Raw genomic sequence first — 19,552 nt, forward strand, 5'->3', positions numbered from 1 at the left:
CCCCCCCCGCCACTTCCCGCAAGAGCAAAATTCGGAAGCGGTTAACGGTGTACTCGCACGTCATAGCCGGTTTAATCAACATAAATTCCTAAAACTGCTGGCCGCAGGTAACTCCAATGTTTATACCGCTCACAGGTTGGCGTGCTTTCGTAATTTAAGTCTCATGCAAATTACCCCCGCTACACCCCTATCCATGGGGTGTAGCGGGGGTAACGAGAAGCTAAAACTATCGCCCATTCACGGCGTGTCTTACACAGACTTGATTTTCGGAGGTGTATCACTCTCCCACCCGTGGACATGGCGTCGAAGCACCGCCCGCACCGCCTTTGCGATGAAATAGGCCAGCGGCACCACAACGACCAAGGTGACCAGGAGCCTAATAAGCGTCCAGCCGAACTGGGTTGCAAGATGCTCCACATCAAAACCACCGGCGATAATGCCCACAAGTCCGCTAACCACTACCGCAGCAAAACCGGCGAGGCTCCCGCTAAGAAAATCAAAGCGGGCGTACTTGCAGCCGAAGAAAACGGCTTCTATGACCGCACCAATGATTACTACCTCCACTACGGCTCTGGGGCCTACGACGCCATTGAATGCATAACCCAGCATGACCGACATGACATAACCCACAAATGCGGCCAGTGGTTTCTGGACAGTTAAGGCCGCACATAGCCCGGCCAAGGGGAAGAGCGCTGCCGTCCCGGAAAGCAGCGGTAGCAACACATGCGTTGGGAGAGGCTCATCTTCCCCCATGACGAGGCGATTAATAAACGCTCCCCTTCCCCACAATAGGAGCGCGCCAGCAATGACATAGCCGGCAACAATAAGAGCATCAACGCCCGTCCACGCGCGTGGTTTCGGGGCAGGCTTTTCGAATCCGGTGTTCGGAAATGTCATCGGTCGGCACCTTCCTGAGCACGAGCACTGGGGTTTGTGCCCTTGGTGACGCTATTGTAAGAGAACCCAAAGTTTCTCGCAGAGCGGAGTTCCGGGCGGTGCTGCCGATAGAAAAAGACCCGCACCTCCTCCCCACCAGTGTCTGGCGGGTGAAGTGCGGGTCTGTGGTTTCCCTCGGTGTCGAAGGACTAAAGGACTAGGTCGTTGAAGGACCAGGTCCTAGAAGGTGTAGTCCTCCTCCAGCGGGACGGAAGCACCGGTGAACTCACCGAAGCCATCGTCGCCGTAGATGGAATCACCGTAGGTCGGGATGGAGTACGCAGCGTTGCGTGCGGCCTCAGTCGGCTTCACGCTGATGTTGCGGTAGCGGGAAATACCCGTACCAGCCGGAATCAGCTTACCGATGATGACGTTCTCCTTGAGACCAATGAGCTGATCCGAGCGCTTGTTGATGGCGGCGTCGGTAAGCACACGCGTGGTCTCCTGGAAGGACGCGGCAGACAGCCAGGACTCCGTAGCCAGCGAGGCCTTGGTAATACCCATGATCTCACTGCGCAGCTGTGCCGGCTGGCCGCCCTCAGCGACCTGAGCGGCGTTGACCTGCTTGGCCTCAGAAAGGTCAACCAGGGTACCCGGCAGGAACTCGGTGGAACCGGCCTCAATGACCGTACCGCGACGCAGCATCTGACGGATGATGATCTCGATGTGCTTGTCGTGGATGGCCACACCCTGTGCACGGTAGACAGCCTGAACCTCGTCGATGAGGTGCTTCTCCACGCCGCGGCGGCCGAGAACCTCCAGCACGTCGTGCGGGTCAGCCGCACCACGCATGAGGCGGTCACCGGTGCTGACGTGGTCACCGTCGCGCAGGGAGCGCTCGATCATGGCGTCCGGATTGGACTCCATCGGGCGGCGAACCTGAGCCAAGCCCTGGCGCTTCGACAGCTTCTCGTAGACCACGTTGTCGGAACCGTCATCCGGGGTGATGGTCAGGGTCCAGAAGTTGCCCTCATCGGACAGGGACACGGTGCCGTCGACGGAAGCGATAGGAGCACGGTTCTTCGGGTTACGGGCCTCAAAGAGCTCCTGAACACGCGGCAGACCACCGGTAATATCGCCACCGACACCACCCTGGTGGAAGGTACGCATGGTCAGCTGGGTACCCGGCTCACCAATGGACTGCGCGGCCACGATGCCGACTGCCTCGCCGATATCGACCAGCTTGCCGGAGGCCATGGACTTGCCGTAGCACTTCGCACAAACACCAGCCGGGGTCTGGCAGGTCAGCACGGAGCGAACCTTGATCTCCAGAACGCCAGCGGCGACGATCTTGCGGCTGAGCTCCTCGGTCAGGTCAGCGCCTGCCTCGGCAATAACCTCGCCGTTTTCATCCTTGACATCGTTAGCCACGACGCGGCCGGATGCGGAGGTCTCCCACAGCTCGTGCAGGTCGTAGGAGCCTTCGGCAACCTCGACGCCGATCGGGACGCGCACGCCCTGACGGGTGCCACAGTCTTCCTCGCGGACGATGACATCCTGCGCCACGTCCACCAGACGACGGGTGAGGTAACCGGAGTCAGCGGTACGCAGAGCGGTATCCGCCAGGCCCTTACGGGAGCCGTGCGAGTTGTTGAAGTACTCCAGAACCGACAGGCCCTCGCGGAAGGAGGTCTTAATCGGACGGGTGATGTAGTCACCCTTGGAGTTCACAACCATGCCCTTCATGCCGGCCAGGGTCCAGATCTGACGCATGTTACCGGCAGCACCGGACTTCACGATCATCGGAATCGGGTTGTCGTCGGGGTACATCTCCTCGACGGCGTTACCCACGGTGTCCGTGGCATCCTTCCACAGCTCCACCAGGCGGTCGTAGCGCTCGCGCTCGGTCAGGGCACCCTGCTCCCAGTACTTGCGCTCAATGCGCTCTGCTTCCTTCTCATAAGACTCGAGAACCTCGGTCTTGTTCGGCAGAACCAGAACGTCGTGCATGGTGATGGTCACGCCGGAACGGGTGGACCAGTAGAAGCCCGCGTCCTTCATCTTGTCCAGAACCTGGGCAACGGTGATCATCGGGTACTTCGCGGCGAGGTCATTAATGACGTCACCCAGCAGCATCTTGTTGCCGGCGCCGCCCTTACGGACCATGACGCCCTCAAGGTACGGGTAGTTCCACGGCAGCAGGTCATTGAACATGATGCGGCCCAGGGTGGTCTCAGCGAGCCAAGCCTGGCCCTTCTGCCAACCATCCGGGAACTGCTCAGCCTCAATGTCTGACGGCGGACGTAGGTGGGAGATGCGCACCTTGATCGGGGCCTGCAGGCCCAGAACGCCGCGGTCACGAGCCATGATGGCCTCCGCGTAGGAGGAGTACACGCCCTGGGCCGGTCCGTTTTCGTCTGCGGGAGCGTAAGCTCCCGCGCCACCGATCTCGTCCTCGGCCTTGTCCATGGTGAGGTAGTACAGGCCGGTAACCATATCCAGGCGCGGCATAGCCAGCGGCTTACCGGAAGCCGGGGACAGAATGTTGTTGGAGGCCAGCATCAGCACGCGTGCCTCAGCCTGCGCCTCGGCGGACAGCGGCAGGTGGACTGCCATCTGGTCACCGTCGAAGTCAGCGTTGAAGGCCTCACAAGCCAGCGGGTGCAGCTGGATGGCCTTACCTTCGACCAGCTTCGGCTCGAAGGCCTGGATACCCAGGCGGTGCAGGGTCGGTGCACGGTTCAGCATCACCGGGTGCTCGGAAATGGCCTCTTCGAGGACGTCCCACACCTCAGGGCGCTGGCGCTCCACCATGCGCTTAGCGGACTTGATGTTCTGTGCGTAGTCGTTCTCCACCAGGCGCTTCATGACGAAGGGCTTGAACAGCTCCAGAGCCATGAGCTTCGGCAGACCACACTCGTGCAGCTTGAGCTGCGGACCAACGATAATCACGGAACGACCGGAGTAGTCCACGCGCTTACCCAGCAGGTTCTGGCGGAAGCGGCCCTGCTTACCCTTGAGCAAGTCAGACAGGGACTTCAGCGGGCGGTTACCCGGGCCAGTGACCGGACGGCCGCGGCGGCCGTTGTCGAAGAGCGCGTCAACGGACTCCTGCAGCATGCGCTTCTCGTTGTTCACGATGATCTCGGGAGCGCCGAGGTCGATCATGCGCTTGAGGCGGTTGTTGCGGTTGATCACGCGACGGTAGAGGTCGTTGAGGTCGGAGGTCGCGAAGCGGCCACCGTCCAGCTGCACCATCGGGCGCAGCTCCGGCGGGATCACCGGGATAGCGTCGAGCACCATGCCGGCCGGGTCGTTGCCCGAGCGCAGGAAGGCTGCAACAACCTTCAGGCGCTTGAGGGCGCGCATCTTCTTCTGGCCCTTGCCGTTGTTGATGATTTCCTTGAGCTCCTCGGCCTCAGCCTCGAGGTCGAAGTTACGGATGAGGGTCTGGATAGCCTCTGCACCCATGCCGCCGGTGAAGTAATCCTCGTAGCGGTCAACCAGCTCTTCGTAGATGGTCTCATCGATGATCATCTGCTTCGGAGCCAGCTTGATGAAGGTGTTCCAGATCTCGTCGAGGCGAGCAACCTCGCGCTCACCGCGCTCGCGGATGTGCTGCATTTCCTTATCGGCAGCGTTCTGGACCTTGCGGCGGGCGTCGGCCTTTGCACCGGCGGCCTCCAGCTCGGCCAGATCCTGCTCGAGCTTGGCAGCGCGCTCAGCGATCTCTGCCTCGACGTCATCCTCGACGTCCTTCTTCTCCAGCAGCATCTCTGCTTCCAGAGTGGACTGGTCATTGTGGCGAGCTTCCTCATCCACGGAGGTGATGATGTTGGCAGCGAAGTAAATGATGCGCTCAAGGTCCTTCGGAGCCAGGTCCAGCAGGTAGCCCAGGCGGGAAGGAACGCCCTTGAAGTACCAGATGTGGGTAACCGGCGCGGCCAGCTCGATGTGGCCCATGCGCTCGCGGCGAACCTTGGACTTGGTCACCTCGACGCCACAGCGCTCACAGATGATGCCCTTGTAGCGCACGCGCTTGTACTTACCGCAGGAGCACTCCCAGTCACGGGTCGGGCCGAAGATGCGCTCACAGAAGAGGCCGTCCTTCTCCGGCTTGAGGGTGCGATAGTTAATGGTTTCGGGTTTCTTGACCTCGCCCTTGGACCAGCGACGGATGTCCTCTGCGGTGGCCAGCCCGATGCGGAGCTCGTCGAAGAGATTTACGTCAAACACGTAATGTCTCCCTTTCATCCCCCGTCAGGGGGAAGTTGATGGCTTTGTATGTAGGTGGTGTTTCGTTATGCCCGCCGCCGTAGATAAGCGGCGGACCAAAAGCTAGGCGATGTCTGCGTCGGAGCGCTCGTCGCGGGACAGGTTAATGCCCAGGGACGGAGCGCCGTCCATGTCGTCTTCGTCGGAGCCAGACAGTTCCATCGGCGTGCCGTCGGTGGAGAGAACTTCCACGTTGAGGCAGAGGGACTGCAGCTCCTTGAGGAGGACCTTGAAGGACTCCGGGATACCCGGATCCGGGATGTTGTCACCCTTGACAATGGCCTCGTAGACCTTGACGCGGCCGACCACGTCATCGGACTTGATGGTCAGAAGCTCCTGCAGGGTGTAGGCAGCGCCGTATGCCTGCATTGCCCACACCTCCATCTCACCGAAGCGCTGGCCACCGAACTGTGCCTTACCACCCAGCGGCTGCTGGGTAATCATGGAGTACGGGCCGGTGGAGCGAGCGTGGATCTTCTCGTCGACGAGGTGGTGCAGCTTGAGCATGTACATGTAGCCGACGGATACCGGGTACAGGTAGGGCTCACCGGAGCGACCATCGAAGAGACGGGCCTTGCCGTGCTCATCCACCATGACGTCACCATCGCGGTTCGGCTTGGAGGAAGCCAGCAGGCGAGAAATCTCCTCGTTGGTGGCACCGTCGAAGACCGGGGTTGCGGTGAGCGACTCTGGCGGGACGTCGTACAGCTCTTCCGGCAGGGTCTTGAGCAACTCGGCGTTGGCCGGATCCTCGGTATCGATCTTCCAACCGGCGTGTGCCAGCCAGCCGAGGTGAACCTCGAGAACCTGGCCGATGTTCATACGACGCGGCACACCGTGGGTGTTAAGGATGATGTCCACCGGGGTGCCATCCTCCATGAAGGGCATATCCTCCGGCGGGAGAATCTTGCCCACAACGCCCTTGTTACCGTGGCGGCCGGCGAGCTTATCACCATCCTGGATCTTGCGCTTCTGAGCCACGTAGACGCGGATCATTTCGTTGACGCCCGGGGCCAGGTCGTCATCATCCTCGCGGGAGAAGCGGGAAACGCCGATGACCTTACCGGTCTCACCGTGCGGCACCTTCATGGAGGTATCGCGCACCTCGCGAGCCTTCTCACCGAAGATGGCGCGCAGCAGGCGCTCCTCCGGGGTCAGCTCGGTCTCACCCTTCGGGGTGACCTTACCGACGAGGATGTCGCCCGCGCGGACGTCAGCACCGATACGGACGATGCCGCGCTCGTCGAGGTCACGCAGAACGTCATCGGAGACGTTCGGGATCTCGCGGGTGATCTCCTCCGGGCCCAGCTTGGTATCGCGAGCATCGATCTCGTGCTCCTCGATGTGGATCGAGGTGAGGATGTCCTCCTCCACGATGCGCTGGTTGAGGATGATGGCGTCCTCGTAGTTGTGGCCTTCCCACGGCATGAAGGCAACCAGCAGGTTGCGGCCGAGGGACATCTCACCGTTGTGGGTACCGGGGCCGTCGGCAAGCACCTGGCCTGCCTCGACGCGCTCGCCCAGGGACACCAGCGGGGTCTGGTTGTAGTTGGTGTTCTGGTTGGTGCGCTCGAACTTGCGCAGCATGTAGGTATCGCGCTGGCCCTCGTCATCCATGATGGTGATGAGGTCCGCGGTGACGTTCTCCACCACGCCCGCCTTCGGGGTGATGATGAGGTCACCGGCATCGTAGGCAGCGCGCTGCTCCATACCGGTGCCCACGTACGGGGCCTCGGAGCGAACCAGCGGCACGGCCTGGCGCTGCATGTTCGCGCCCATGAGGGCACGGTTAGCATCGTCGTGCTCGAGGAACGGAATCATGGCGGTAGCCACGGAGACCATCTGGCGCGGGGAAACGTCGACGTAGTCAACGCCGGCAGCGTCGGTCACGCCGATATCGCCGTCCTTGAGGCGGACCTCGATGCGGTCGCCGGTCAGGGTGCCGTCGGCATCCTTCTCCACCTCGGCCTGCGCGATGGCGTAGCGATCCTCTTCATCGGCGGTGAGGTACTCCACCTGGTCGGTCACCTTGCCGTCCACAACCTTGCGGTACGGGGTCTCGATGAAGCCGAAAGCGTTCACGCGAGCGTAGGAAGCCAGCGAGCCGATCAGGCCAATGTTCGGGCCTTCCGGCGTTTCAATCGGGCACATGCGGCCGTAGTGCGAAGCGTGAACGTCTCGCACCTCAATGCCGGCGCGCTCACGGGACAGACCGCCCGGGCCCAGCGCAGACAGGCGGCGCTTGTGGGTCAGGCCGGACAGGGAGTTGTTCTGGTCCATGAACTGCGAGAGCTGGGAGGTACCGAAGAACTCGCGGATGGCAGCAGAAACCGGGCGAACGTTGATCAGGGAGGTCGGGGTAATCGACTCCGCGTCCTGGGTGGTCATGCGCTCGCGGACGACGCGCTCCATGCGGGACAGGCCCACGCGGACCTGGTTCTGGATGAGCTCGCCGACGGTGCGCAGACGACGGTTACCAAAGTGGTCGATGTCGTCGGTGTGGATGGAGATCATCTCACCGTTCGGGGCCTTCATCTCACGCTCGCCGGCGTGCAGGCGCACGAGGTACTCGAGGGTGACGGCAATGTCTTCCTCGGTCAGGGTCATCAGACCATCGTGGTCTCCGCCTAGGCCGAGCTTGCGGTTGACCTTGTAGCGGCCCACCTTGGCCAGGTCATAGCGCTTGGCGCGGAAGAAGGAGTTATCCAGCAGTGCCTGCGCGAGGTCGCGCGTGGGCTGCTCGCCCGGGCGCTGCTTGCGGTAGATCTCCAGCAGAGCCTCATCGGTGTTGGCCACGCCATCGGACTCGAGCGTGGACATCATGAGCTCGGAGAAGCCGAAGCGCTCCTTGATCTGCTCCTCGGACCAACCCAGGGCCTTGAGCAGCACGGTCACCGGCTGGCGGCGCTTGCGGTCGATGCGCACGCCGACGGTGTCGCGCTTGTCGACGTCAAACTCGAGCCACGCACCGCGGGAAGGAATGACCTTCACGGAGTGCAGCGGGCGCTCGGTGGACTTGTCGATGGTCTGGTCGAAGTACACACCCGGGGAACGCACGAGCTGCGAGACGATAACGCGCTCGGTGCCGTTGACGATGAAGGTGCCCTTCTCAGTCATCATCGGGAAATCACCGATGAAGACGGTCTGGGACTTAATCTCCTGGGTGTCGTTGTTGATGAATTCTGCGGTGACGTACAGTGGCGCCGAGTAGTTGATGTCCTTCTCTTTGCACTCGTCCACGGTGTTCTTCACCGGCTCGAAGCGAGGCTCCGACAGGGACAGGGACATGTTGCCCGAGTAGTCCTGGATCGGAGAAAGCTCCTCGAGGATATCCTCAAGGCCGCTCGTCACGCGTGCGTCTTCGCCGCGCTCTGCCTGCTCGCGCTCGCGCCACTCGGGGGTGCCGATGAGCCACGCGTAAGAATCGAGTTGTAGATCGAGGAGGCCCGGGACGGCGATAGGCTCGCTGATTTTAGCGAAGGAGTATCGCTTCGGGGCTCCAGGGATGTTGGCCACTGACTTGGTCTGGCGGGAGACTGCCAAGATGGGTCCTTCCAGTACCTCTGGCGGATTGCCTCCCCACCCTGGCCGGTGAGGTGCAAAACCGCTGGTAGATTTAGCATTCGGTCTGCTGTGGAATGACTGGGTTTAGAATGCACAAAATCACCTTGTCAAGTCGGTTTTACCATCACCGCTCGAAAGGCTAAATGTGCACTAAAGATCCAGATTCCAGCGCAACGAAATAGCCTATAGCATAATGGCGGCCTTGTAAAGGCGAAACGCGCCGCCGGCGTGTCGCTTCGGAGATCCGCACGCGCGGGCCTCTAGCACGCGCGGCTAGCGGGAGTGGCGGCTAGTGGGACGTCGGAAAGCGCCTAGCGCCCCGAGCAGCACCAGAACGGCACCAATGCCGAGGCCACCCCAGCGCACCCACTGCCCCACAGCACTCCGCGGGAAGCGCTCGGCCTGCTGGAGCAGCTCCGCGCGGGATTCTTCATCAGTCGCACCGTTGAAGGCGAACTGGACCTCGCGCTCGTTGCCCTCGCGGTCAGCCCAGTAGTCCCGCACATCAATGTCCATGCCCACGACGAGTCCGGTGGCCTGGTCCACAAAGAGGTCCCGGGTTGCGGTATGGAAGAGGTAGCCCTGCTCGGTAGAGCCATCCTCGTTGCTCAACGTGGTGGTCGTGGTACCGGCGTAGAGGGTAGCCACGTTGGTGGGCTCAATCTCCTGGCGGTAGCGGTAGACCGTGCGGCCGTCGATGTCGAGGGATTCTTCGAAGACGGCGTCGGCCGCCTTGCGCAGCACCGGGTCAAAGACCGGGTAGGTAGTCTGCTCGGCATCGGCGGGCAGCTTCAGCCAGTAGCCCTCGACCGGGACCTCCGCCGTCGGTGAGCCCATGGTGTGGGAGAGCGCTGCCGGGCCCGTGGCCTCACCGCTGAGGCGATCGACGGGATAGTTCCACACGCGGGCAAAGCTTAGGTCCTCCACGTTGCCCGTGCCGCCGCGGATGGCGGATTCACCGACTCGCAGAGTCGCGGTGTCCTTGCCTGCTGGGTCCTGGATATCCATGTTGAGCTGATAGGTCATCGGCCCCTCGTACTGCGTAACGCCCTCAGCGGACAGCGCCTGCGCGGTAGCATTCTCATCCTGCATCGTCCACGTAGTGTCCTCGATATCCAACGGCAGGCGCGGACTAAAGCTCAAGAAGCTCGACGCCGTCAGGCCGGCCGCGATCAGCGCAACGCCGAGGCCGAGCAGGAGGACGGAGAAGATGCGGGACTTGGGCAGCATGGTGGCTTATCCTACCGATTCGTTTGCTCAAAACACATTTCCCCGGAGGGTGCGTTTCACATTTACGCGGCATTGACGGGGGGCTAGAGGAGTGTTAAATAACCTAAACTAAGTGCTCCAGCTCACATTCAAGATCGCATCATGGGATTGGCAGTAATCAATGAAGAATGACCCCCAACGCAAGAACAGAGACTGCGGCCTCTACCTATGGTCAGACCTCGTGGCTCAGATAGCCGGGGTAGGAGCCGGGCTTGCTATTCCGGTGGTCACTCTACGCTTGAGCGATAGCCTTACCCTTGCCGGCCTGTATGGAACCATCACCGGAATAGCTGCACTGGCAGGCGGCATCATCGGCGGTTCTCTTGCGGATATGTGGCGCCGCAAGCCACTCATCATTGTGACCAACGCGCTGGCTGGGGTACTCAACCTCGCGTTAGCGGGCCTCATTCTATCCGGAAGCTTCTCCCCCATCGTCTTCGGTGCGCTACTCGGGAGCATGATGCTCTTTTACCGAATAGGCCAAGCTTGCTCCGACCCTTGCCTGCCCCAGCTCGTTGAAGAAGAACAGCTCGCCGCCAAACAAGGGCTCATCCAAGCACGTCTGCAATTTGCGGGACTCATCGGCCCCACTGTGGGCGGCGCACTTCTAGAAGTCAATGTGGCTCTGCCCTTCGTGTTTGTCGGTCTGGCAAATTTCCTCACCATCGTCTTCTTCCTCTTCATCAGGGCTAACCTAGACCCCGCAAAGAAGGCAGAGAACAAGCTCCTACGCACAACCAAGGAAGGCTTAGCCATCGTGGCTCGCTCGCCCCTACTTCGCGGGCTCATTGCCATGCAAACACTGTCGAACTGTGCAATTAACGGCTCACTGTTCATGGCCGTCCTCATACTGGAGGAGGGGAACAACCCTGGATGGGTAACGGGACTAGCCCGCACGTCCATCGGCCTCATCGGGATTGTGGGTGCTTTGTCGACGGGTTGGATGCAAAAGAAGTTTTCCTTCGCAGCCCTTCAGGTAGGCACATGTGCCTGGGGTGCTGCATCAATCGCATGTGGTGCCCTGCTCAGCCCCAGCCTGTTGATGATCATCCCGCTAGGACTGTCCGTTCTTACAGCCCCAGCCGCCGGCGCGGTAACCTATGCCGCACTCCACAGGCTTATGGCCGAAGAAACATTTGGCCGAGTCACCAATATCCAAATGAGCACCGTCGTTTCACTCTCTAGTGTGTGGTCGACCCCTCTGGCCGCAATATCTCATCGCTGGACCTTGACCACTGGTTTGTGGGCAAATGCGCTCGCCGGGCTCCTCGCAATCGGGCCCGCCCTCATCTTTGTGCGCAGAGCCGATCGCGCCCTTGCGCAAGCAGACGCGAAGGAGAAAGAGGACTCCCCTAGCCACTCATAAGCGTAAGTCAACTGTTTCTATGAGTGAGAGTCGGCTTCTTCTTTGTGATTCCACGGAACGATAGCGCTGACATCCGTGATCTGGCGAGCTTTCCACAGATCGTATTCCTCTTGGAGTCCGAGCCAGAACTCCGCGGAGTTCCCAAAGTAGGCCGACAAACGCAAAGCCATATCGGCACTGATACCGAGCGTACCGCGGGTAATTTTGGAGACTTGAGAGCGGGTAGTGCCAATGTCGTTGGCCAGGCGATACTGGGTAATACCACAGGGTTTGAGGAATTCTAGGAGAAGGATTTCTCCAGGATGCGGAACAGGAACAACATCAACATGAGTATGCGCGTCAGTGGTAGTCGATAAAGTCAACGTCAACAGCTCCTTCGGGTGTCCACTTGAATATGATGCGCCACTGCGAGTTGACGCGAATTGAGTAGTAGCCCTCTAGGTCACCCTTGAGCCGCTCCAACCGGTTTGCTGGTGGAATCCGAAGGTCCGTGACATTTACAGACCGCCCAATCATAAGTAACTTGCGGCGCACTACCGAACGCAATTCCGATGGAATATATCGCGGCGGCACACCATCCTGATGGAACCGCTCGAGACTTCTACGCCGAAATTGCACACCCCAATAGTGTCTCTTTTTGACCCTAGTGTCAAGACCTGACACGAAATGTTTAGAATCCGCTGGGCCATCGGGGTCCCGACAAAACGGGAACAACCCCGCACCGCGCAAAAAGCGGAACGGGGTTGTTGGAGCGCAGCGAGTGTACTGCGCAGGAAAGCTTTAGTAATTCAGGTGAATTACTTGAGCTCGACGGAAGCGCCAGCCTCTTCGAGCTTAGCCTTAGCAGCGTCAGCGTCGTCCTTGGAAGCACCCTCGAGGATAGCCTTCGGAGCACCCTCAACGAGCTCCTTAGCTTCCTTCAGGCCCAGGCCGGAGACGATCTCGCGGACAGCCTTAATAACGCCGATCTTCTTAGCGCCAGCGTCGGTCAGAACGACGTCGAACTCGGTCTTCTCTTCCTCAGCGGCACCGCCGGCAGCCGGGGCACCAGCAGCAACAGCAGCAACCGGAGCAGCGGCCTCAACGTCGAAGACCTCCTCGAACTCCTTGACGAACTCGGAGAGCTCGATGAGGGTCATTTCCTTGAAAGCTTCAATGAGCTCGTCCTTGGTGAGCTTAGCCATGATTGGCATCCTTTCTCATTGTTCCTAGCCGCACTAGGCAGCCAGATAAGTGTGTGTGTTTAAGTTGTGCGCCTGTAAGTGGCGTCTTAAGCTTCCGCAGCCTTCTTGTCCTGCAGGGCCGCAGCGGTGCGGACCATCTTGGTTGCAGGAGCGTTGAATACGGCGGCAGCCTTTGCCATAGAACCCTTCATGGCGCCAGCCAGCTTTGCGAGGGTGGTCTCGCGGTTGTCCAGCTTGGCGATGGCCTCAACCTGGTCGGCAGACAGAGCGTTGCCGTCCATGTAGCCACCCTTGATAACGAGTGCCTTGTTGTCATCAGCGAACTTGGTGATGACCTTCGCAGCATCCACTGCCTCGCCCTTGATAAACGCAATAGCGGTCGGGCCAGTCAGGTGCTCGTCAAGACCCTCGATGCCAGCTTCGTTGGCAGCGATCTTGAAAAGGGTGTTCTTGGCGACGGAGTACTCAACGTCAAAGCCGAGGTTGTTACGCAGCTCCTGGAGCTGACCCACGGTCAGGCCACGGTACTCGGTAAGCACGATGGAGTTTGCACCCTCGAGCTTCTCCTTCAGTGCCGCCAGGTCTGCGGTGTTCTTCGGGTTTGCCATTTTCTACTTCGCCTCCTTTCGAAACATCTCTTGTGTTTTCCGCCGGGGCCTTCCCCACTCCGCTTGCCCGATGGACAACCGAAATAACAAAAGCCCCGTGCAAGAGCACAGGGCGCGCGCGGAATTCCGCGCTTATTCGCAAAGTGTCTCCTGCGTGGGCCGCCCTCTAGGATGAGGAACCTTCGATCCGGATATCCGGATGACCGACGGTCTTCGGTGAACTTTGACTCGGCCTCAGCGGGCCGTTCAAACTTCGCTAGGTACTTTACAACCCGACCTGCCTTAACTCCAAATCGCTCCGCTGAGAGCTTTCGACGCGGGTTCCTGCATGAACGTTGTCAGTCGCTGAGCACTCCGCGCGGAACGATGACGGGGGCGTCGCTGCGTGGGTCGTCCCAGATCTCGACGTCGATGCCATAGGCTGCGGCCAGCACTTCTTTCCGCAACGCCTGGCGGGGAGTTCCCTGCGCGATGACTTCGCCGTTGTTCATGACCACCATGGTGTCGGAGTACTGGCCGGCCAACATGAGATCATGCAGCACGACGACGACCGTTTTCCCAGCGTCGGCCTGCTTGCGCACAAGCTGCAAAACGCTGATGGCATGGGCTGGATCGAGGAAGGTTGTGGGTTCGTCGAGTAGCAGCACCGGCGTGTCCTGCGCCAAGGCCAGCGCTAGCCAGACCCGCTGGCGCTGGCCGCCCGAGAGCGCCGCGATGTCACGGTCGATGAAGTCAGTAATACCAGTCTCCACGCAGGCCTGTGCGATGATGTCGCGGTCCTTCGCGGACAGGCCCCGACTACGGCCCAGGTGCGGGTAGCGCCCGCGCGCGACGAGCTCGCCCACCCGCAGCCCATCCGGTGCCATCGGCTGCTGCGGAAGAAGCGCCACGTGGGCAGCTGCTTCTTTCGGGCTCATAGCGTGCACGTCCAGCTCGCCGATGCGCACGCTCCCCTGCCGCGGGCGAAGAACCTTAGACAAGGTCTTCAGCAACGTGGACTTGCCGCAACCATTCGGTCCAATGAGCGTGGTGACCTCCCCCGGGCGGGCCACCAAGTCAACACTCGACAGGATGTCTTCCCCATCCTTATAGCCAGCATGAATACCAGTGGCCGTAATTTCTCTGTCTTTCACTCGCTTTTATCCTCTCCGCCGTGCGGCATTCCACACCAAGATGACCAGGGCGCACCCTCCGATGATGGAGGAGACTGCACCCACCGGAGCGTCCATCGGCAACGCTCCAGCAATGACAGCGCACGCGCTCAACAAGGCAGCGCCTGCAGCACAGGAGACCAGTGGCACAGGCGTGGGCGTCCGGGCAACAATGCGCCCCACATGCGGGGCCAGAAGCGCGATGAAACCAATGGGACCGGCCACGGATACGGTCACCGCGCAGATGCCCGTAGCTGCCACCAGCAGCAGCGCCCGTGTTCGCGTGATGTTGACCCCGAGGGAAAGGGCCGAGAGATCATCATGCGCAAGGAGCGGCAGCTCCCGAGCACACCACAGGCCAAGCACCACAAAAGGAGTCAACCCCACGAGCAAAGGAAGAATGACCTCCATCCGCACGAAACCCGTGGTGCCCGCCAGCCACAGCTGCGATTGCGCCGCGCGGAGGAGCTCAGCTGCGCGCAAGAGATACGCCACCAGCGCTTGAAACAGCAGGGAGAGCGCGATTCCGACGATGACGATGCGGTTGCTCGTGCCGATTCCCCCAAGTGCCACCAGCAGGATGGCCGCTAGCACCGCACCCAACAGCGCGAGTCCGGCCCGCCACCAGAACATGGAGAGCCCGTCGGCAAGCAGCGGCCGGGAGACTACCGTTCCGAGGACCACCATGACGGACGCGCCACCAGTCACGCCAAGAATGTCGGGCGAGGCCAGCGGATTGCGCGACATTGATTGCGTCCACGACCCCGCCAGTCCGAGCGCGGCACCCACGATGAGGGTCGCTAGCGCTACCGGCATGCGCAGATCCCAGACAACACGGATTTCGCTTCGGCTTCCGCCGCCGTTGAGGATCTCCAGGACCCGCCCCGGGCTCAAGTCCACGGGTCCTTGACCCAGCAGGAGGACATAGGAGCTTGCTGCGACCAGAACAAAGAAGCAGGTCGCTGCCCATATCCATGTCCGGCGCTGCCGCTCTTGGGAACGCAGATGCTTGGCGACGTCCCCCTTCACCCGCCCATTCATAGCTTGTGCTCCCCACGGTGTACGGCCCAAATGAGAAATGGTGCGCCAACAAAGGCCAAGACGATGGACATCTCCAGCTCAGAGGGGCCCGCGATGAGGCGGCCCAGAATATCTGCAGCGAGTACGGAGCAACCACCGAGCAATGCGGCAGGGGCAATCATCGCGGTAACTTCTGGCCCCGTGAACCGACGCAGCAGATGGGGGATGGCGAATCCGACAAAGGCAATGGGCCCCGTCGCCGCGGTAGCGCATCCCGCTAGGACAACGATGCTCAAGGCAGCACCGCGCCGCGCCAGCGTGGGAGAACCACCTAGAGCAACCGAGGATTCCTCCCCCATTGCCAGAAGATCGAGCGGGCGCGCGACACGTGCGGCGATGATAAACCCGATGAACAATCCGGCACCCCCGATGGCGACGTCTTCTGGGCCGCGCCCAAACGTGGAGCCAATGGTCCACCGGCGCATGCTGTCGAGGACATCCGTGGAGTACAGGCCGATCAACATGGCGCTAGAGCTCAAGGCAGCAGCAACACCTGCGCCGACCAAGACCAGCGTCAGGGGATCCTGAAACCTGCGGGACACACCCAGCACTAATGCTGTGGCCAGGCCGGCGCCTACGAGGGCGAGCGCTGTCCGCATCCCGGTTGAGGTGGCGACACCTAGCGCCGTCCCGAGGGCAACCAGGAACGAAGCTCCCGCGGTGATACCGATGAAGCCCGGATCCGCCAAGGGGTTTCTAGTCCAGGACTGGGCGATTACACCCGATACCGCGATTGCTGCTCCCGCGAAGTAGGCCACGAACGTGCGGGGGATACGCAAATCCCACACGATGTTCTCGATATCTGCTTCGCCTCCGCGGAGGAGGGCAGACACCAGATCCGGCAACGGAATAGCCCTCGAGCCAACCGCCAATGAGCACAGCAAAAGGAGGAAGGTCGACACAACCAGGGCCGTGGTGAGCAGTGCGCGGCTTCTCCCCCGCGAATCCAGTGCGTCTGCCTTGCCACGGCGTTGCGGGTACGCAACGCCGTGGATAGCGTCAGCCTTCCTCGGTAGTGCGAGCACTTAGAGCTGCTCTTCGAACTTGTTGACGGCCCACGGGATCGTCAGCGGGTTCGGCACGCTCATCGCATTGCCGGTGTCCGTGTCGAGGTAGCGGACGCGTCCATCCTTGACCACGTCCAGGCCTTGGAATGTGGAATCCTTCTTGAGTTCATCGACCGCACCGTTGTAATCCAAGACGAACAGATAGTCCACATTGTTGAGCTGGGAGTAGTTTTCCGGGGCATAGTCCACGAAGAAGCTGGAACCATCACCCTGCAGTTCCTTGGGGATCTCAAAGCCGAGGTCTTCGATGAACTGGCCACGGCCGTCTTCTGCCGTGTAGAGGCCCAGCTTCCCGTCATAGGGCATGAGGATGGCTGCGCGCTTGCCCTGCAGCTCCGGGTGGGAGTCCTTGAACTGCTCAAAGGCGCCCTCTGCTTGGTCAATGAGCTTCTCCCCCTCCTCTTCCTTATCCAAGGCAGAGGCGATGGTCTTGACTTGCTCATCCCAGGGGATCTGCCAGTCCTCGAAACCTTCGGGCTTCACGGTCAGCGGGGCGATATCCTCGAGGGATTTCTTCGCCTCCTGATCCACTGCCTGGTTCACGGCGATGATCTGTGTGGGGTCCGAGGCAGTGACCTGCTCTAGAACCTCGGCCGTGAAACCGGAGGCGGTGTTATAGATCACCTCGGGCTGGGCATCTCCCAAAAGCTCCTTCGCCCATGGGCCAACTCCGGAGGGATCACCATCCCCTTTCGCACCCCAGGGGGCCACAGCAACCGGAGTGATTCCGAGTGCCAGCACGGTATCGGCATCACCGAGCCCCAGGCTGGCAACGCGCACCTCCTCAGCACTGTCCGCACCCGCGCTGTCCTCGCCACTTCCGCGGGAGCACCCCGCTAAAGCAATCGCTGCCGCTGAGACAATAGCGAGCACGGTTTTCGCGCGCCGGTGGATAGCAACCATGGAATAAACCTTTCCTTCAACGGGAACGAGCATGCAAGCATTCGCACCCCTAAATTATTTGAGGCTAGCCTAACCTGTGCGTTATGATGGTTTCAAATTTGGCCTCTACCTAGGATCAATTCCCTTGACGCATCACCGCTTATTGCCCGTCACCCTCACCGGGAACACCCGCCTCAAGCCGCGGCTGCACCGTTTAACTTTTCACTCGCCGGCTTTTAGTGACTACCCCTTAGCCGGGCCTGACGAGTATTTTGGGCTCCTCATGCCCCAAGACGAGCAGGATTTTTCGCCCTTCCCGGTCGACGATGTCAATGTTCGCGCCGCCGTCACCCGATTGCCCGACGACATTCGCCCAGCATTGCGCTGGTACACAATTCGCAAGCTCAACCAAGAAGCGTGCACCATCGATGTCGACGTGGTGACCCATGGCGATAATGGCCCGGGCTCACGCTGGATCCTCAATGCCCAACCCGGGGATACCGCCGGAATATATACCGGGCAAGCACTGTGGCAGGCCCCTAGGAAGTCACAACTGTTACTCGCAGATGCCTCTGCCCTACCGGCGCTGTGGCACATCCTCGAGCACTACGAAGCCTTCTCACCGGAAACCTTGGGTGCAGTCGACGTCGTTGCCATGATCACAGACGACGCTGAAGTTGAAGACGGCTTGGAGGAGACGTGGCGCGGCAAGGTCCGCTCACTCACCATGGTCCTGGCTCCACACGACGAACACTGCACACGCGCCAGACAACTTCTCGGCTCCCGTTTCACCGCGGATACAGCGCCGGATTCGGTGTGGGTATCCGGCGAAGGGGACCTGGCCAAAGCAGTGCGCTCGATAGCCGTGCATGACTGGGGTGTGCCGCGCGAAGACGTCATCTGGTCCGTGTACTGGATGAAGGGCAAGCCGCGGCCTTAAAGCGGACTTCGCACGCATCTAATCCTTTTAACCGGCAGCGGATAGCCGGTGAATAACTCGGTGCGCTGCCACATGGTTCCCATCAGAAGGTTTCCGTCAGGAGGTTTCAGTCAGAAGGTTCACCTGCCCCCAAACGAACCTTCTTCGCTCCTCCATATGGTTTGTTTGCCCCCAAGAAAACCTTTTGACTAGAACCATCTACATCCAGCGTCCGCGTTTGCCCTAGGCCTGATGCATCTCCGCTTAAGTCCACGGCGTGGAGTACCTGACTTGGGTTACACAGTACAACGCGGGCCCCGGTGAAATCCGGAACCCGCGTTGTAAGGGGTCTTGTTTATCAGGCGGTTTCTCACGCCGCCCGCCCTGCAAGACTCAGGGTGTTCTCTCTATCTCTCATGCGCCTCTCTCAAACGCACAAGAATTAGTATGCAGCACTTTCCTTGAAAGGCCATCGTACTTAGCTGCCAATTACCTGTCAGAAAGATATCCGGCCGTGACCTGCATAAACAAAAGAGAGAAAGCGCGAAAAAGGCCCCAGCTCATCCAAGAGCCGGGGCCTAAAATTCGTTTACACAGACAACACTAGTCGGTGTAGTTCTTCTCCACGGAAGCATCGACCGGGATGCCCGGGCCGGAGGTAGTGGAGATGGTGATCTTCTTGGCATAGATGCCCTTAGCGGAGGACGGCTTCAGGCGAATGATCTCGTCGTACAGCGCGCCGTAGTTCTCAGCCAGCTTCTCAGCGTCGAAGGAAGCCTTGCCGATGATGGCGTGCAGGTTGGAAGCCTTGTCAACGCGGAAGGAGATCTTACCGCCCTTGACGTCAGCAACAGCCTTGGTCACGTCGGCGGTCACGGTGCCGGTCTTCGGGTTCGGCATGAGACCACGCGGGCCCAGCACGCGTGCAACGCGGCCAACCTTGGCCATCTGATCCGGGGTGGCGATAGCAACGTCGAAGTCGATGTTGCCCTCGTTGATGGCAGCGATCAGCTCTTCGGTGCCCACGATGTCGGCGCCAGCAGCCTTAGCGGCCTCAGCGTTGTCACCCTCAGCGAAGACGGCCACGCGGACGTCCTTACCGGTGCCGTGCGGGAGGGAGACGGTGCCACGAACCAGCTGGTCAGCCTTACGCGGGTCAACGCCCAGGCGGAAGACAACGTCGACAGTAGCGTCGAAGTTCTTGGAGGAGGTCTCCTTGGCCAGCTTGGCGGCCTCGATCGGACGGTACTGACGGGAGCGGTCTACCAGCTCAGCGGCAGCCTTGTATGCCTTGGACTTGGTGCTCATAAG

General features: G+C 60.7%; 15 protein-coding genes. 2 read left to right on the forward strand and 13 right to left on the reverse strand.

The window, feature by feature from the left end; genetic code table 11:
* Positions 1–249: 249 nt before the first annotated feature.
* The 4 genes from HMPREF2565_RS04200 to HMPREF2565_RS04215 form a co-directional block, all read right to left on the reverse strand.
* A complete protein-coding gene (locus tag HMPREF2565_RS04200; protein ID WP_070821683.1) occupies positions 250–897 on the reverse strand; it encodes an ECF transporter S component in 648 nt (215 codons plus the stop codon).
* Positions 898–1,116: 219 nt separating this feature from the next.
* Entirely contained in the window at positions 1,117–5,112 is a 3,996-nt protein-coding gene (locus HMPREF2565_RS04205; RefSeq protein WP_046647756.1) for a DNA-directed RNA polymerase subunit beta', read from the reverse strand.
* A 102-nt stretch (positions 5,113–5,214) separates the two neighbouring features.
* Complete coding sequence (locus HMPREF2565_RS04210; protein ID WP_070516458.1) at positions 5,215–8,694, reverse strand: DNA-directed RNA polymerase subunit beta; 3,480 nt, start codon at positions 8,692–8,694, stop codon at positions 5,215–5,217.
* A 294-nt stretch (positions 8,695–8,988) separates the two neighbouring features.
* On the reverse strand, positions 8,989–9,945 hold the full coding sequence (locus HMPREF2565_RS04215) for a cell envelope lipid trafficking protein PgfA (RefSeq protein ID WP_071406908.1): 957 nt from the start codon (positions 9,943–9,945) through the stop codon (positions 8,989–8,991).
* Between the two features lie 160 nt (positions 9,946–10,105).
* Here HMPREF2565_RS04215 and HMPREF2565_RS04220 point away from each other — a divergent pair, with 160 nt between their 5' ends.
* Positions 10,106–11,350 (forward strand): MFS transporter, encoded by a 1,245-nt coding sequence (locus HMPREF2565_RS04220; RefSeq protein ID WP_071406909.1) that lies wholly within the window; start codon positions 10,106–10,108, stop codon positions 11,348–11,350.
* 17 nt (positions 11,351–11,367) lie between these two features.
* Here HMPREF2565_RS04220 and HMPREF2565_RS04225 read toward each other — a convergent pair whose 3' ends face one another.
* The 8 genes from HMPREF2565_RS04225 to HMPREF2565_RS04255 all read right to left on the reverse strand — a co-directional run bounded on the left by HMPREF2565_RS04225 (position 11,368) and on the right by HMPREF2565_RS04255 (position 17,343).
* On the reverse strand, positions 11,368–11,712 hold the full coding sequence (locus tag HMPREF2565_RS04225) for a HigA family addiction module antitoxin (RefSeq protein WP_230308966.1): 345 nt from the start codon (positions 11,710–11,712) through the stop codon (positions 11,368–11,370).
* Positions 11,690–12,013, reverse strand: coding sequence for a type II toxin-antitoxin system RelE/ParE family toxin (locus HMPREF2565_RS13340; RefSeq protein ID WP_328287805.1), 324 nt, complete (start codon positions 12,011–12,013; stop codon positions 11,690–11,692). Before HMPREF2565_RS13340 ends, HMPREF2565_RS04225 begins: the two co-directional genes overlap by 23 nt.
* 134 nt (positions 12,014–12,147) lie before the next feature.
* Positions 12,148–12,534: a 50S ribosomal protein L7/L12 gene (gene rplL, locus HMPREF2565_RS04230; protein WP_046647762.1), complete on the reverse strand. Its 387-nt coding sequence runs from the start codon at positions 12,532–12,534 to the stop codon at positions 12,148–12,150.
* Positions 12,535–12,620: 86 nt separating this feature from the next.
* Entirely contained in the window at positions 12,621–13,142 is a 522-nt protein-coding gene (gene rplJ / locus HMPREF2565_RS04235) for a 50S ribosomal protein L10 (protein ID WP_010189711.1), read from the reverse strand.
* Positions 13,143–13,480: 338 nt separating this feature from the next.
* A complete protein-coding gene (locus tag HMPREF2565_RS04240; protein ID WP_071406910.1) occupies positions 13,481–14,275 on the reverse strand; it encodes an ABC transporter ATP-binding protein in 795 nt (264 codons plus the stop codon).
* Between the two features lie 6 nt (positions 14,276–14,281).
* Positions 14,282–15,334 (reverse strand): FecCD family ABC transporter permease, encoded by a 1,053-nt coding sequence (locus tag HMPREF2565_RS04245; protein WP_049154832.1) that lies wholly within the window; start codon positions 15,332–15,334, stop codon positions 14,282–14,284.
* Entirely contained in the window at positions 15,331–16,398 is a 1,068-nt protein-coding gene (locus HMPREF2565_RS04250; RefSeq protein WP_080975070.1) for a FecCD family ABC transporter permease, read from the reverse strand. Before HMPREF2565_RS04250 ends, HMPREF2565_RS04245 begins: the two co-directional genes overlap by 4 nt.
* Positions 16,399–17,343 (reverse strand): ABC transporter substrate-binding protein, encoded by a 945-nt coding sequence (locus HMPREF2565_RS04255; protein ID WP_046647765.1) that lies wholly within the window; start codon positions 17,341–17,343, stop codon positions 16,399–16,401.
* 76 nt (positions 17,344–17,419) lie between these two features.
* On the opposite strand from HMPREF2565_RS04255, the gene HMPREF2565_RS04260 reads away from it, so the two are divergent.
* On the forward strand, positions 17,420–18,262 hold the full coding sequence (locus HMPREF2565_RS04260; protein WP_239663593.1) for a siderophore-interacting protein: 843 nt from the start codon (positions 17,420–17,422) through the stop codon (positions 18,260–18,262).
* Positions 18,263–18,844: 582 nt separating this feature from the next.
* Here HMPREF2565_RS04260 and rplA read toward each other — a convergent pair.
* Positions 18,845–19,549, reverse strand: coding sequence for a 50S ribosomal protein L1 (gene rplA, locus HMPREF2565_RS04265; RefSeq protein WP_071406911.1), 705 nt, complete (start codon positions 19,547–19,549; stop codon positions 18,845–18,847).
* Positions 19,550–19,552 lie beyond the last annotated feature (3 nt).

It is taken from the genome of Corynebacterium sp. HMSC072A04, from assembly GCF_001809235.1.
Taxonomy (GTDB): Bacteria; Actinomycetota; Actinomycetes; order Mycobacteriales; family Mycobacteriaceae; genus Corynebacterium; species Corynebacterium hiratae.